Annotated in this window: 9 protein-coding genes; 2 read left to right on the forward strand and 7 right to left on the reverse strand. The window is 65.7% G+C overall.

What is annotated here, in order from left to right:
* The 7 genes from SB786_RS01875 to SB786_RS01905 form a co-directional block, all read right to left on the reverse strand.
* Positions 1–3,607: beta strand repeat-containing protein (locus SB786_RS01875; RefSeq protein ID WP_410725925.1), on the reverse strand; the 3,607-nt coding region annotated here is incomplete at its 3' end.
* A gap of 91 nt (positions 3,608–3,698) precedes the next feature.
* Entirely contained in the window at positions 3,699–5,123 is a 1,425-nt protein-coding gene (locus SB786_RS01880; RefSeq protein WP_410725926.1) for an HlyD family type I secretion periplasmic adaptor subunit, read from the reverse strand.
* Positions 5,107–7,308 carry a type I secretion system permease/ATPase gene (locus SB786_RS01885; protein WP_410725927.1) on the reverse strand — a complete coding sequence of 734 codons (2,202 nt, stop codon included), beginning with the start codon at positions 7,306–7,308 and terminating at the stop codon, positions 5,107–5,109. Before SB786_RS01885 ends, SB786_RS01880 begins: the two co-directional genes overlap by 17 nt.
* A gap of 497 nt (positions 7,309–7,805) precedes the next feature.
* Positions 7,806–9,047 carry a citrate/2-methylcitrate synthase gene (locus SB786_RS01890; RefSeq protein ID WP_410725928.1) on the reverse strand — a complete coding sequence of 414 codons (1,242 nt, stop codon included), beginning with the start codon at positions 9,045–9,047 and terminating at the stop codon, positions 7,806–7,808.
* Between the two features lie 60 nt (positions 9,048–9,107).
* Positions 9,108–9,500, reverse strand: coding sequence for a VOC family protein (locus tag SB786_RS01895; RefSeq protein WP_126224618.1), 393 nt, complete (start codon positions 9,498–9,500; stop codon positions 9,108–9,110).
* A gap of 57 nt (positions 9,501–9,557) precedes the next feature.
* A complete protein-coding gene (locus SB786_RS01900) occupies positions 9,558–10,844 on the reverse strand; it encodes an MFS transporter (RefSeq protein WP_410726174.1) in 1,287 nt (428 codons plus the stop codon).
* A 96-nt stretch (positions 10,845–10,940) separates the two neighbouring features.
* The gene (locus SB786_RS01905) at positions 10,941–11,699 is read right to left on the reverse strand and encodes an SDR family oxidoreductase (protein ID WP_410725929.1); all 759 of its coding nucleotides are present in this window, start codon (positions 11,697–11,699) and stop codon (positions 10,941–10,943) included.
* A gap of 312 nt (positions 11,700–12,011) precedes the next feature.
* Here SB786_RS01905 and SB786_RS01910 point away from each other — a divergent pair, with 312 nt between their 5' ends.
* Positions 12,012–12,974, forward strand: coding sequence for a 2-hydroxyacid dehydrogenase (locus SB786_RS01910; RefSeq protein ID WP_410725930.1), 963 nt, complete (start codon positions 12,012–12,014; stop codon positions 12,972–12,974).
* Positions 12,975–13,590: 616 nt separating this feature from the next.
* Positions 13,591–15,723, forward strand: coding sequence for a hypothetical protein (locus SB786_RS01915; RefSeq protein ID WP_410725931.1), 2,133 nt, complete (start codon positions 13,591–13,593; stop codon positions 15,721–15,723).
* Positions 15,724–15,725: the final 2 nt, after the last annotated feature.

The following is a 15,725-nucleotide window of genomic DNA, read 5'->3' on the forward strand; positions in this document are numbered from 1 at the left end:
GGCCACCATCCGTCGAATATTCGACGGTGGCGCCCGTTTCGACACCGGTGAGATTCAACGTACCGACATTGGTGATGTGGTCGGTGGCGCTGCTGCCGGAATCGGTGGTGAGCGCGACACCGGGCGCAGCGGCCGAGGTATCGAGCGTGAAGCTGAGCGATGTAGCGGACGATGTGTTGCCCGCGACATCGATCTGTCTAACCTGCACGTCATTCACGCCTTCGACGGCATTGAAGCTGGTGTTCCAGGTATGGCCCCCATCGGTCGAATATTCGACCGTGGCGCCCGTTTCGACACCGGTGAGATTCAACGTACCGACATTGGTGATGTGGTCGGTGGCGCTGCTACCGGAATCGGTGGTGAGCGCGACACCGGGCGCAGCGGCCGAGGTATCGAGCGTGAAACTGAACGACGTGGCCGCCGACGTATTGCCCGCGACATCGATCTGTCTAACCTGCACATTGTTCACGCCTTCGAGGGCACCGAAACTCGTACTCCAATGCGCGCCGTTATCGACGCTGTATTGCACGGTTGCGCCGGTCTCGGTGCCAGTGACGTTCAGTGTGCCGACATTGGTAATGTGGTCCGTGGCGCTGCTACCGGAATCACTTGTGAGCGCAACACCGGGCGCAGCAGCCGACGTGTCGAGCGTGAAACTGAACGACGTGGCCGACGACGTATTACCCGCGACATCGATCTGGCGGACTTGAACGTTGTTCAGCCCTTCGACGGCGCTGAAGCTCGTGTTCCAATGCGCACCGTTGTCGACGCTGTACTGCACAGTGGCGCCGTTTTCGATGCCGGAGAGATTCAACGTACCGACGTTGGTAATGTGATCTGTGGCGTTGCTGCCGGAATCGGTGGTCAACGTAATACCCGGCGACGCGGCCGACGTATCGAGCGTGAAGTTGAGCGATGTGGGAGCCGACGTGTTACCCGCGACATCGGTTTGCCGAACCTGCACGTCGTTCACGCCTTCAACGGCATTGAAACTGGTGTTCCAGGTATGGCCACCATCAGTCGAGTATTCGACAGTCGCGCCCGTTTCGACACCGGTGAGATTCAACGTGCCGACGTTGGTGACGTGGTCGGTAGCGCTATTACCCGAGTCGGTAGTCAGCGCAACACCCGGGGCCGCGGCGGAGGTATCGAGCGTGAAGCTAAACGACGTGGCCGACGACGTATTACCCGCGACATCGATCTGGCGGACTTGAACGTTGTTCAGCCCTTCGACGGCGCTGAAGCTCGTGTTCCAATGCGCACCGTTGTCGACGCTGTACTGCACGGTTGCGCCGGTCTCCACACCAGACACGTTGAGTGTACCGACGTTGGTGATGTGGTCGGTGGCGCTGCTGCCGGAGTCGGTGGTCAACGCAACACCGGGCGCGGCGGCCGAGCTATCGAGCGTGAAGCTGAACGACGTGGCCGCCGACGTGTTGCCCGCGACATCGATCTGGCGGACTTGCACATTGTTCGCGCCTTCCAGCGCACTGAAACTCGTACTCCAATGTGCGCCGTTGTCGACGCTGTACTGCACGGTGGCGCCGGTTTCGATGCCTGAGAGGTTCAGCGTGCCGACGTTGGTGATGTGATCGGTCAAGCTGATGCCGGAATCACTCGTGAGCGCAACACCGGGCGCGGCGGCCGAGCTATCGAGCGTGAAACTGAACGACGTGGCCGACGACGTGTTGCCCGCGACATCGATCTGGCGAACTTGCACATTGTTCACGCCTTCGAGCGCACCGAAACTCGTACTCCAATGGGCACCGTTGTCGACGCTGTATTGGACTGTGGCGCCGGTTTCGATGCCGGAGAGATTCAACGTACCGACATTGGTGACGTGATCGGTGGCGCTGCTACCGGAATCACTCGTGAGCGCAACACCCGGCGCAGCAGCCGACGTATCCAGCGTGAAACTGAACGAGGTCGGGGCCGACGTATTGCCCGCGACATCGACCTGTCGAACCTGCACGTTGTTCAACCCTTCGACGGCACTGAAGCTCGTGTTCCAATGCGCACCGTTATCGACGCTGTATTGCACGGTGGCGCCGGTTTCGATGCCGGAGAGATTCAACGTACCGACATTGGTGACGTGATCGGTGGCGCTGCTACCGGAATCACTCGTGAGCGCAACACCCGGCGCAGCAGCCGACGTATCGAGCGTGAAACTGAACGATGTGGCCGCAGACGTATTGCCCGCGACATCGATCTGCCGAACCTGAACGTTGTTCAGCCCTTCGACGGCACTGAAGCTCGTGTTCCAATGCGCGCCGTTGTCGACGCTGTATTGCACGGTGGCGCCGGTTTCGATGCCTGAGAGGTTCAGCGTGCCGACGTTGGTGATGTGGTCGGTTGAGCTGCTACCTGAATCATTCGTGAGCGCAACACCCGGCGCAGCGGCCGACGTATCCAGCGTGAAACTGACCGAGGTCGGGGCCGACGTATTGCCCGCGACATCGATCTGCCGAACCTGCACGTTGTTCAACCCTTCGACGGCGCTAAAGCTCGTGTTCCAGTGCGCCCCGTTATCGACACTGTACTGAACGGTGGCACCTGTCTCGATACCCGAGAGGTTCAACGTACCGACATTGGTGACGTGATCGGTGGCGCTGCTACCGGAATCCCTCGTGAGCGCAACACCGGGCGCACCAGCCGACGTATCCAGCGTGAAACTGAACGACGTGGCCCCCGACGCATTGCCCGCGACATCGACCTGCCGAACCTGCACGTTGTTCAACCCTTCGACGGCACCGAAACTCGTACTCCAATGCGCCCCGTTATCGACGCTGTACTGTACGGTGGCGCCCGTCTGAACCCCGGTGACATTGAGCGTACCGACATTCGTGACGTGATCCGTCGCGCTACAGCCCGAATCGACCGCCAACGCCACCCCAGGCACCGTCCCGGCAGCCGTATCCAGCGTGAACGTGCACGAAGACACGGCCGACGCATTGCCGGTCACGTCGATCTGCCGCACGAGCACGGTATTCGCTCCTTCGACGGCGCTGAAGCTCGTGTTCCAGTGCGCGCCGTTGTCGGTGCTGTACTGGACTGTCGCGCCGTGCGCCACAGCGCCGACCGACAGCGTCCCGTCCGACGTGATGTTGTCGGTGGCCGACATGCCCGTGTCGTGCGCCAGCGCGACGACAGGAGCGGGCGGCGCAATGTCGACATAGGCGGTCGCCCAGCTCAGCGTACCGTTGCCCAGCCGGATCGCGTATGTGAAGCTGTCCTGAGCGTAGCCGAGCGTATTGAAGCTGTTCGACAACCACGACGCGTCGAGATGGCTCGCGTCATACCCGACCTTGCCGTCGGACGTGATCCAGATGTGCGCGCCGTGCGCGCTGAGATCCGTGCTCACCGATTCCGCCCGGCCCGTGTCCTGCGTGAGCAACGCCGTCTGCTCGAGCGCGACGGTGGTTTCGGTGCCGGAGTCGAGCGAATAGAGCGTCTTGGCCGCGCCGCCGAGATCGTTCGCCATCACGTTCAGGTAGACGGTGGTGAGCGTATTGTCGGTGAGCCCCGTCTGTGCCGACGTAAATACGTCGTTCGTTGCCTGCGGCGTATTGCTGATGGAAACCGCGGTCCCGCTTGAAGTCGTCGCCATGTCGTGCTCCCCATCCTATCTCGTGTTTTGATGTGGGCGCTGCGCCGCCCGATGCGGCGCATGCCCGACGAACTGCAAACCGGTTCTCGTGTCAGCGCTCGCGCAACGCCATTTCCTTGGTCTTGATGACGGGCTTGAGCAGGTAATGCAATACGGTACGGCGCCCGGTGCGGATGTCGACGGTCGCGATCATGCCCGGCACGATGGCGACCGGCTGGCTCCGGCCGCTCGGCTTGCTTTGCCGGGTCCGCACCAGTACGCGGTAGTAGCTGTCCGGTTTCTCGCCGGGACGGTCCGGCACGATCGTGTCGGCGCTGATGTCTTCGACGACGGCGGGAAAGCCGCCATAGATCGAGAAGTCGTACGCGGACAGCTTGACCGTCGCGTCCTGCCCCGGATGCAGGAACGCGATGTCCGCCGGCCGCACACGTGCTTCGATCAACAGCGTGTCGTCGAGCGGCACGATTTCAAGCAGGTCCATCCCCGGCTGGATCACGCCGCCCACGGTGTTGATCTTGATCTGCTTGATCATCCCTTTCAGCGGCGCACGCACCAGCGTGCGCGTGACGCGATCCTCGAGCGCGACGTTGGCCGCACTCAGCGCCGACTGATCGGCGCGCGCGAGATTCAGTTCCTTCATCGCGTCGGCCCGAAAATGCGCGGTCGTTTCGTCGATTTTCTGGCGCGCCTCGCGATAGGCGGCTTCCAGCCGCGGCATCGCGAGCCGCGTCGCATCGAGGTCGCCCTTCATGTCGGTCGCCTGTCGCTCGAGTCGCAGCACCTCGACGTCCGATACCGCGCCTTTTTCCACGAGCGGGCTCGTCAGCGCCAGTTCCTTCGCGACGAGCGCGTAGCTGTGTTGCAACTGCACCTCGCGCGAGCGCTTTTCCGCGAGCTCCTGCCGGTGCTGTTCGGCCTGTTGCCTGAGCACGTCGAGATTGGCCTGCAATTCGCGCTGACGCGACTCGAACAGCGAGCGTTCCTCGTCCAGCAGGCCCGGGTTCGCGCGTGCCAGGGGGGCCGGCACGACGAACGCGGCGCCGTTCGCTTCGGCGCTCAGCCGCGCGATGCGGGCGAGGAGTGCGGCATCCTTCGCCTGTCCTTCCTTGTACGACGACGTGAACCGTGTATCGTCGATGCGCATCAGCGGCTGGCCTTTCTGGACGACCTGGCCGACGCGCACCATGATCTCGGAGACGATCCCGCCCTCCAGGTTCTGCACCACCTGCACGCGGCTGGACGGAATCACCTTGCCTTCCCCGACGGTGACTTCGTCGACTTCGGCGAACGCGGCCCACAGGAGGGCGATGACGATGAACGCGAGCGTCGCCCACAGGATCCAGTGGGTGAAGTAGCGCGGCCCCTCCATCGCGGCCGCGCAGCGTTCGCGCATGAACGCGGTATCGTCGGCGCGCGGCTTCAGCGCGGCGCCGATGCGCCGCCGCAGCGCGTTGAGCGCGGCGATGCGTTGTGTCGTCGGCGCGCCGGCGCCGTCGGGTTCAGCCAGCAGCGACATGGAGCTTTCTCCCTGCAAGCGCCGCGAGGACCTGGTCCTTCGGGCCGTCGGCGACCACGCGGCCCTGATCCATCACGATCAGGCGGTCGACGAGCGTGAGCAGCGACGGGCGGTGCGTGACCAGCAGCAGCGTGCGGCCGGCGAGCTGGACCGACAGACGTGCCTTGAACAGCTCTTCGGAGCGGTTGTCCATCGCGCTGCTGGGCTCGTCGAGCAACAGCACCGGCGGCGACAGCAGCATCGCGCGGGCGATGGCGATGGCCTGGCGCTGCCCGCCGGACAGCGCTTCGCCGCGTTCGCCCACCGCGAGGTCGAAGCCGTTCGGCACACGGTTGACGAAGTCCGCGACGCCGGACACCTGCGCGGCGCGCAACACGGCGTCGTCGTCAGCGCCCGGCGCGCCCAGCACGATGTTGTCGCGCACGGTGCCGTTGAACAGCATCACGTCCTGCGGCACGTGACCGATCCCGCGCCGCAACGCGGCAGGGTCGTACTGACGCAGTTCGACGCCGTCGATCAGCACGTTGCCGGATGAAGGCGGGTAGAGACCGAGGACGAGTTTTTCGATCGTGGTCTTGCCCGAGCCGACGCGCCCGATGATGCCCACGCGCTCGCCCGCGGCGATGCGGAACGACACGCCGTCGAGCGAGACGCCGCTCTGGCCGGGGTAGGCGAAGCCGACGTTGCGGAATTCGATCTCGCCGACGAGTGCCGGCCGATGGACGAAGCGCTGCTCGGCCGGACGCTCGCCGGGCAGGTTCATCACGCCGTCGATCGACGCCAGCGCGCTGCGCGACTGGTGGTAGCGGGTCAGCAGCGACGCCACCTGGCCCATCGGCGCGAGCGCGCGGCCGGTGAAGATCGTGCAGGCGATCAGGCCGCCGGTCGTGAGCCGGTCGTCGCCGATCATGTACACGCCGCACAGGACCACCGCGAGATAGGCCGCCTGCTGCGCGAACATCGCGAAATTGACCGCGCAACCCGACAGCAGGCGCGATTTGAGCCCGAGCCGTGCGATCTCGCCGAGCATTTGCTCCCAGCGCGCCTGCATCGGTCCTTCCGCGCCGTTGACCTTGATCGTCTCGAGGCCGACCAGCGTTTCGATCAGCAGGGCCTGGCGCTGGCTCGCGTGGCGCTGGCTGGCTTGCACGGCCCGCGCGAGCGGCCCCTGCACGGCCACGCCCGCGCCGATCACGAGCGGCAAGGCCAGCAGCGGCAGCCAGCCGAGCCCGCCGCCGACCCAGAACATCGCCACGACGAACACGATCGAAAACGGCAGGTCGATCAGCGCCGCCGCGGTCGCCGACGTGAGGAATTCCCGCACGGCTTCGAATTCCTGGATCTGCGAAGCGAACCCGCCGACGGACGGCGGCCGCGCCGCCATCTGGATGCCGAGTACTTTCTCGTACAGGTTTGCCGACAGGATCACGTCGATCTTCTTGCCGGCCACGTCGATGAAATAGCCGCGCAACGTGCGCATCACCACGTCGAACACGATCACGAGCGCGATGCCGGCCGCCAGCGCCCACAGCGTCTCGAGCGCGCGGTTCGGCACGACGCGGTCGTAGACGTTCATCGTGAACAGCGGCATCGCCAGCGCGAAAAGATTGACCAGCGTCGACGCGAGCATCACTTCCGCATAGATCGGCCACGATTGCGCGACCACACCCCAGAACCAGTGGCGCGGGCGCGGCACGACGCTTTCCGTGTCGCGTGCATCGAATCGGTGGGCCGGGCGCGCGAACAGCACGTGGCCGGCATGGCGTTGCGCGAGTTCGGCCGCGTCGACGGCTTCCTCGCCGATGCCGGTTTCAGGAAGGATCACCTGCAGGGTGCCGCACGCGTTGCGGCGAACCAGCACGCAGGCCTGGCCGTCGTTGAGCAGCAGCACCGCGGGCAGGACCGCATCCGGGATGTCGGGCAACGCGCGCCGGGCCAGTTTGGCCGACAGGCCGGCGCGCGCCGCGGCCCGCACGAACAGGGCCGGGGTGAGGCGCCGGCCGGCGAGCGGCAGGCCGGCCACGAGCGTGTCGACGCCCACCGGCCGGTCGAACAGCCGCGTCAGCACGAGCAGGCAGCCCAGCAACGGATCGTCTTCGATACCCGATCCGTGCGGCAGATTCCAGCCGTGCGCGCCGCACGGCTCCCCGGCCGCGGCAGCGGCTTGTGTGGCGGCGGCCTGCATTACAGCACGCCGCCGGCTTGGTGACGGTCCGACCGGTGCGGCAGCCCACCGCGCGCGCATATTGCCGCCGTCAAGCGCTCCGTCTTGTTCATGCCTCACCCCGATTGTTTATGTGCTGTTGGTCGTTTGTGCGACTGCTTGTGACTGCTTGTGTTTGCGTCGGAGCAACAGCAAGGAGCGGGCCAGATGCGGCGACTGGCGCGCCTGGTGGGGCGGAGGCAGGCATGCGCCGGCCGAGGGTGGTATCCGAATGCCGGTTTGGTTTCAGGGCTGATACGTTGCGCGTGCGCGAGCGCCGTGCGATTCCGTGCCGACGCACCGGCAACGGCGTACTGGAGAAGGCGCGCACGCTACCTCGGATCCGGAAACGCGGTCGGGACGGGGCCGGATCCGGTATCGAAAATGTTTCAGCCGTGAAACGCGTCGGTTAGAGGGGCGTATCGGCGATGTACACATCGGGGCTATGACCCGTCCGTCGGTTCAGCGCCTGGCCACGGTCAATCCACGATCTTGAACACCCGGTTCTTCTCGATCACGCCGGCTTTCGGCAGTTTGCCGTCGTCTTCGGCCTCGGGGCGCAGATGCCGTTCGTCGAGCGTCGGTCCCGTATAGCGGCTGCGCGGCCGGATCACCTTACCCACGCGCAGTTGTTCGATGCAGTGGGCCAGCAGCCCGACGCTGCGCGCGATCGAGAACAGCCCGAAAGCCGCGTCGCGCGGCAACTGAAGCTGCACCGACAGCATCGCGAGCGCGACATCGATGGTCGGCTGCTGGCCGGTGAGTGTCGTCACCTTGTCGATGAAGCGCGCCAGTTCCGCCGGCGGATCGAGCCGCGCGAGCAACGCGGCGGCGCGCGGGTCGCCGTCGGGGTAGAGATGATGACCGAAGCCGGGAATCGGGATCGCGGACTTCAGGTGATGATCGACCACGTGCGCGGCGCCGAGCCGTTGCACGTCGTCGAACACCGCGCGCACGCGTCCTGACGCGTCGCCGTGCAGCGGGCCCGACAGCGTCGCGAGCCCGGTCAGCAGGCACCCCGCGAGCGACGCGCCGGTCGACGCGGTGATGCGCGCGGCGAACGCCGAGCTCGTGATCTCGTGATCGGCGACGAGCACCATCGCGCGACGCAGCAGGTCCGCGCCGCGACCGTCCAGGCCCCAGCCCGCCGCGAGCCGCTGATGGGTCCACGGCAGGCCCGCATCGTCGTGCGCGCCGAACGCGCGCGCGACGATCGCGACGAGTTGCCCGGCCTCGACGTGCAGCGCGCTGTCGAGCCGGCCGAGCGTCGAGTGGCCGTGCGCCGCCAACGTGGCGAGCAGCGTGAACGCGCACTGGCGATCACGCTCGCCGGCCGGCAAGGCAACCGCGGGCGCGTCGAACGTCACGGGCGCGGTGGCTTGCCAGAGCAGCGCGGCCGTTTCCTCGAGCGTGGCGGTATCCGACAGTTGAATGCTGTCGCGACCGCGATACCATGCACGGCCCTTGGCGAAGGTGGTGATGCCACTGGGGATGCACGGCTCGGCGCCGAAGATCGTGCTGGCCGCCAGCGCCGCGCGCTTGCGGCCGACCTGTTTCTTGCGGCACAGCGCGATCACGTCCTCGGTGCGATACAGGCTCTTGCGCGGATCGTCGGGATCCTGCATCACGGCGATGCTGCCGCGGCTCGCATACGCGTAGACGGTCTGCGCCCGCACGCCGAGCCGCCGAGCGGCTTCCGTCAGGGTGATCCAGTTGTGCATGGGGAGTCGTGATGAGGACGCGGCCGGCGCACGGCCGCTTGCGCCGACTATAGACCGGGTTCAGCTCGATGTCATCTCGGCCGGGCGCCGCTCGAGCACCTCGACGAGGATCTCGCCCGGCGCGCGCACAAAGCAGCCGCGCACGCCGGCGCGGATCCGCGTCACCGGCTGGACGATCTCGGCGCCGTGCTCGACCAGGTGTGCGTACGCTGCATCGAGATCCTCGACCAGCACACCGAAGTGATCGATGCCTTGCGCGCGTGCGCCGTCGGGCACGGCGGCCGGGCGCGCGTCGGGCAGGGCCGTGATGAACAGGTTGATGGCGCCGATCCGCAGATCGACGCGGCCGGGGCGCCGCACGATTTCGGCGTTCAGGCAGCGCGCAAACCACGCCGCGGTGGCCTCGGCATCAGCCGAGCAGAGTTGCAGGTGATCCCATTTGAATTCGATCATGATCGTGGGGGATGGGGTTGAGCCGCGGCGGCGGCCGGTCATGGGATGAGACTGCGCTCAGAGCTCGATGCGCGACAGCTTGCCGAGCAGCACGGAGTACGACAGCGTGCCGACGAGGCAGATCGCGCCCATCAGGTTCAGCGCCCAGAAGAAGTTGCCAGTGTGCTGCGTCACGTAGCCGATCATCAGCGGCGTGGTGACGGCCGCGATATTGGCTGCGAGGCTCGTGATGCTGCTGGTGAGCCCGACATAGCGTCTCGGCGCAATCTCGGATACGGCGGCCCAGGACATCGAGCCGATCCCCTGCGCGAAGAACGCGACGGTCAGGATCGCGATCACGAGCGCGTTCGAGTGCACGAAGTTGACCAGCACGATCGACGCGCCGAGGAAAGTGCCGATCACGAGCGGCGCCTTTCGGGACGACGACATCGACACGCCGCGCCGGATGCAAAGATCGGACAAGTAGCCGGCGATCAGAATCCCCAGCGTCGCGCCGACGAACGGCATCGCCTGAAAGAGGCCCACCTTGATCATCGACATGTGCCGTTCCTCCACCAGGTAGGTCATGAACCAGGTTGTGAAGAACACCAGCAGCGTGTTGTTGCAGAACTTGCCGAGACAGATCGCGAGGATCTGCCGATAGCCGAGCAGGCGCAGCGCCATGCGCCAGTCGAAGCGCTCGCGTGCGGTCACGACAGGGCGCCCTTCGGTGATGTACTGAAGCTCGGCCGCGTTGACGCTGCGATGCCGCGACGGATCGCGATAGAGCCGATACCAGACGACACTGAACAGGATCCCGAAGATTCCGGTCGCAAAGAACACCGCGCGCCAGCCGAACGCCGACGAGATCCACAGCAGCAGCCCGGTGAAGAGCGGCGTGCCGATGTACTGACCCATCACATAGACGCTCGTCGCGAAGCCGCGCTCCTGGACCGGGAACCACATCGTTACCGCACGCGCGTTCGACGGAAAGGCCGGCGCCTCCAGCGCGCCCATCGCCAGCCGCGAGCCGAGCAGCATGTGATAGCCGTGCGCGAGCCCCTGCGTCAGTGTCGCCAGCGACCAGCCGACCAGCGACAGCGCATAGGCGACGCGCGAACCGAGCATGTCGGCCAGCACGCCCGCCGGCACCAGCGCGATCGAATAGGCGAGGCCGAACACGGCGAACAGTTCGCCCATCTGCACGCGGGTGAGTGCGAGATCCTTCGACAGCGCCGGTGCGACGATGCCGAGCGCCGAGCGGTCGACGTAGTTGAGGATGGTCGCCACCAGCAGCATCGACAGCACGCCGTAGCGCACGCGCGACCTTCTGGCGACGTCCGCGTGCGAGCCGAACTCGCGCATGACGGAAACCTGTTCTTCTGCGGTTTTCAATGTTGTCTCCTGTCTCCTGATGGGTGGGCCGGCGCGTCGTCGTCATGCGCGCCGGCGGTCGTCCGGTCAGCCGCGCCCGACGTAGGGCATCGCGCTTGCCATGATCGTCATGTTCAGAATGTTGGCTTCGAGCGGAAGGCTCGCCATCTGCACGATGGCGTCCGCCACGTGCGCGACGTCGACGCGCGGCTCGGGCGCGACGCGGCCGTCGGCCTGCGGCACGCCGCTGTTCATGCGCTCGGTCAGCGACGTGGCGGCGTTGCCGATGTCGATCTGGCCGCACGCGATGTTGAATGGCCGGCCGTCGAGCGCGAGCGAGCGGGTGATGCCGAGGACGGCATGCTTGGTGGCCGTGTAGGCAATCGTGTTCGGGCGCGGCGAGTGCGCCGAGATCGAACCGTTGTTGATGATGCGGCCGCCTTGCGGAATCTGGCGCTTCATCTGGCGCCACGCGGCGCGTGCGCACAGGAAGACGCCTGTCAGGTTGGTCGCGACCACGTCGTTCCAGAATCCGAGCGAGTAGTCGTCGAGCGGCACGGCGCCGGCATTGCGGCCGGCGTTGTTGAACAGCACGTCGAGGTGTCCGAACTCGCGTTCGATCCGCGCGAAGCTTTCGTCCACCGACGCCTCGTCGGCGACGTCGGTCGGAATCGCCGCGGCCACCCCGCCGGTTTGCTCGATGATCTCCTTCGTCGCGAGCAGCGGCTCGATGCGCCTGCCGAGCAATGCCACGCCGAATCCGGCTCGCGCCAGCGCGACGGCCGCTGCGTGGCCGATTCCCGTGCCGGCGCCCGTCACTGCCGCGATTTTTTTCCGTACCTGCATTTTCACGACCTCGTCTTCCGTCCGTTGAACATGCAAAAAGCATTGCGCGGCGGCGAATCCCCAGCAATCTTGATTCTTTCAATCAATGTCTACTGCCCCGTCGCGACGGGGCGGCGTCAGGGTTTTCCTGAGTGAGCGGGCACGTCGTGCACGGGCCTGCGCGGGGATGCGCAGCAGGCGATGCAACTGGAACCGGCCCAGGAAGCCGGTAGCGTGATACCCCGCGGACACATTGATTGAATCAATCAATATTGACCCGCGCCGAGCGCGCTTCGTAGGCTGTGCTCCGTTTTCCGACCCAAGGACGAGACCATGCCTGACAACAATCGCCCCCGCCTGCTGGTAGCGCGACGGGTTCCCGCGGCCGTGGCCGCACGTGCCGAAGCCGAATTCCACGCATATGTGACGGACGCCGACATGGATGCGCGTTCCGTCGTCGAATTCTGCAACCGCTACGCGACGCCGGCGGTGCTGATCGGCAAGAAATCCGGGCTGCAGGCCGAGCACATCGCGGCATTGCCGCCGAGCGTGAAGATCATCGCGAACGCGAGCGCCGGCTACGACCACCTGGATGTGGCCGCCGCGCGCGAGCGCGGGATCGTGGTCAGCAATGCGCCCGACGCGCTGACCGATTGCACGGCCGATTTCACGATGCTGCTGATGCTGGCCGCATGCCGGCGTGCCTCGGAGTACGAGCGCATCGTGCGCGCGGGGTGGGGCAAGTCGTTCGGCATGACCGACATGCTCGGCACGCGCGTGAACGGCAAGACGCTCGGGATCGTCGGCTTCGGCCGGATCGGCCGAGCGGTCGCGCAGCGCGCACGCGGCTTCGGGATGAAGATCGTCTATACCGACAGGCAGCCGGCACCGCCCGAGGTCGAGGCGGGCGCCCGCCATTGCGCGGATCTCGACACGCTGCTGCCGCAGTGCGACATCGTCACGCTGCACGTGCCGGGCGGCGGCACGCCGTTGATGACGCGCCGCGCGTTCGGCTTGATGCGCGACGGTGCGGTGTTCGTCAACGCGGCGCGCGGGAGTCTGGTCGACGAGGATGCGCTTTACGACGCGCTGACGTCGCATCGGTTGTTCGGCGCAGGGCTGGACGTCTATCGGAACGAGCCCGATATCGATCCGCGTTTCGCCGCGCTCGACAATGTGTTTCTGTCGCCGCACATGGCCAGCGCGACGATCGAGACGCGCGACCAGATGGGTTTTACCGCGCTCGATAACGTCGCCGCGGTGCTCGACGGAAGGGCGGCGCCAAACGCGCTTTGACGGGCAACGCCTGGGTGTGACGCGCAGCGCGCGCGGAGCATCCATCCCCGATGGTGCGACGCAGCGCTGGGGCTTCCGGTGACCGGAGGCACCCGGCTGTTGGCACGGCGTTACACGGAAGAATCATTTTCCGTCGATGTCGTGGCGCGCCCGCCGAGGTCCGGCCCATGCCGGCCGCGATCGCGCCGGGCCGCGGCGCGCGACGAGTCCCGTGCGACGCCGCGCCAACGGCATCGCATCGTCCGTCGCGACGCTTCCCGGCGGCTCTGTTCCCTTGCGCCACCCGTACGCCGTATCGACGCTGTAACGTTTTTGGCGCGATTTTTCCGTGCGCGGTGCTTGCCATGGCCGCCCGCTGTCCCGGCAGCGTGGTTGCGAGACTGGCACGTTGTTAGCTTGATGCGTTGAGGTGGGAGCGATAGTCACCGTGTTCGTGATCGTCCGACGAATCGATGCGCATGCGTCGCCGGGGACACGTCTGAAACGCGGCCCGTTCGCTCTCCGCCAGCCGATGGCGCCATACGGTCCCACGCCGGCCGCACGATCACGATGTGCGGAACGCGCCGCCAGCAACGTGTTGGACATCGGCAGTCATCACCTCCGCCGGGAGAGCATAATGTTGGCCAAGTCAATTCGAACCCTACGAGCCTTTCTGATCGTCTTCTCCGTTTGCGTGATGACGTTCGCGCCGGGACGGGCAAACGCACTGTCGAACCAGTTGCTGTTGCTGCTGCCGGACAACTTCACGCTGCCTGACCCACGTGTGTCCGCGTGGCTCGATTCCGCGTCGGAGGAGGGGCTGCAGATCTCGCTCATCAGCGATACGCAATTCAAGCAGGGCGGCACGTCGCTGCAGCAGTACCAGGGGCTCATCCTGCCGGACCAGGTGCATACGGTTGCCGACGATACACTCGTGACCGCGATCCAGAACTATGCGCTCAACGGCGGCCGCGTAATGCTCGTCTATGATTTCGGCGTACTGAACGCGGCGGGCTTCTATCCGGCCGGGCAATCGCGATTCAGCTCGATGGCCGGCGTCAACTACGTGCTTTACGACACGCTCGGCGGAAGCATGATCGGCCTCGGCCCGGTGACGGGGATGGGCAGCACGTTGCGCGCGCTGCAGATTCCGCCCGGGAAGTCCATGACATGGTCCGGCTCGACGACCACCGCAACGGCGTTGGCCGCAACCGAGTCGACTGCTTCGACCGGCTCGACGACGAATCAGCCGCTCTTCCTGCAGCCGAGCCCGTCGAACGCTGGCGGGCTCGCCGGTTACAACCATCAGGCCTACTTCACGTACAAGATGAACAACGGCCGCATGAAAGGCGTGCCGCTGGATCTCGGGCGCGTGTGGAAGGGGCACAAGGTCAAATCCGGATCGTATTCGCCGACCTCGACGCAGGTGTCGTCGGTATCGACGGCGGTGAATGGCGCGACGTCGCTCGTGACTGCGTCGCCCTCCGCGACGACGGACGTGCTCGAAGGAATTTCCGGCTACGTATACGGCTTTCTCACCTATCCGAGCTACGTCACGCAAGGCACGTATACCGGCACGACGCTGCTGACCTCGCCGCACTTCGGTCTCGTCGCCGGCTATCAGGCGTATGGAAACGGCGGCGTGATGTTCGTCAACCTGCCGCTCGCGTATCTCGACGGACAAACCGACAGCATGCCGATCCACGGTTTCCTGCGCTACTTCACGACGAACATCGTGCCGATGCCGCACCTGTCGCTGCAGCCGCGCGCACAGGCCGGGATGGTGCTGAACTGGCACTTCTGCGCGCAAGACCAGATCCAGCCGGCGCAGTACCTGAAGAATTTCGGTGTCTGGAACAGCGGCCCGTACTCCATCGTCGTGACGGCCGGCCCGGACGACGTGACGATCGGCGACGGTCTCGGGATCAACCTGACGAACAATACGCAGGCGAAGCAACTGATCTCGTTCCTGCTCAAGCGCGGGCACAAGATCGGCAGCCACGGCGGCTGGGCGCATGACTACTGGGGGGCGAACGCCAGCGAAACGAACGCGAGCACGTTCACGCAATATCTGGTGCTGAATCACAATGCGGTCCAGTCGGTCACGGGCAAGCCGGACGTCGAATGGGCGGCGCCGGAAGGCAACACGCCGACGTGGGCGGTGAACTGGCTCGAATCGAACGGCTATTCGGGCTACTACTTCACCGGCCATACCGGCAATGCGCAAACGCGCGCATATCGCAACGGTTCGCTGCTGAATCCGGGCATCTGGGCGTTTCCGGTCATGCCGTTCGGCAAGTACGCGACGTTCGAAGAGTTCCAGGAGTTCGCGGTGCCGACGGCAGACGTGCAGAACTGGTATCAGTCTCTGATGGATTTCGTCGTCGCGAACCGAACGAGCCGGCTGATCTACATGCACCCGCTGGGCGCGTCGTGGTATCCGAACGTCGTCACGACGTTTCTCAGCCATGCCGCGTCGCTCGCGGCGACCGGGCAGTTCAAGTGGTTCACGATGGACCAGCTCACGCAGTTCGACCGGCGCCGTCTGCTGGTGAACTGGACGGCGACCGATACCGGCACCAGCTGGACATTCAGCGCGACGCATCCGACGAGCCTGCAGGACATGACCTGGCTGTTGCCGAAAAGCACGTACCAGTTGCCGAGCGTGCAAAGCGGCAGCGCGACGGTCGTGAGCACCGATCCGAACAACTGGCTGGTGATCGCGGGCTCGGGCAAGTCGCTGTCGTTCACGAGCGCGAAGGCGCACTGACG

Source organism: Burkholderia sp. SIMBA_062 (assembly GCF_046534765.1).
Classification (GTDB): Bacteria; Pseudomonadota; Gammaproteobacteria; order Burkholderiales; family Burkholderiaceae; genus Burkholderia; species Burkholderia ambifaria.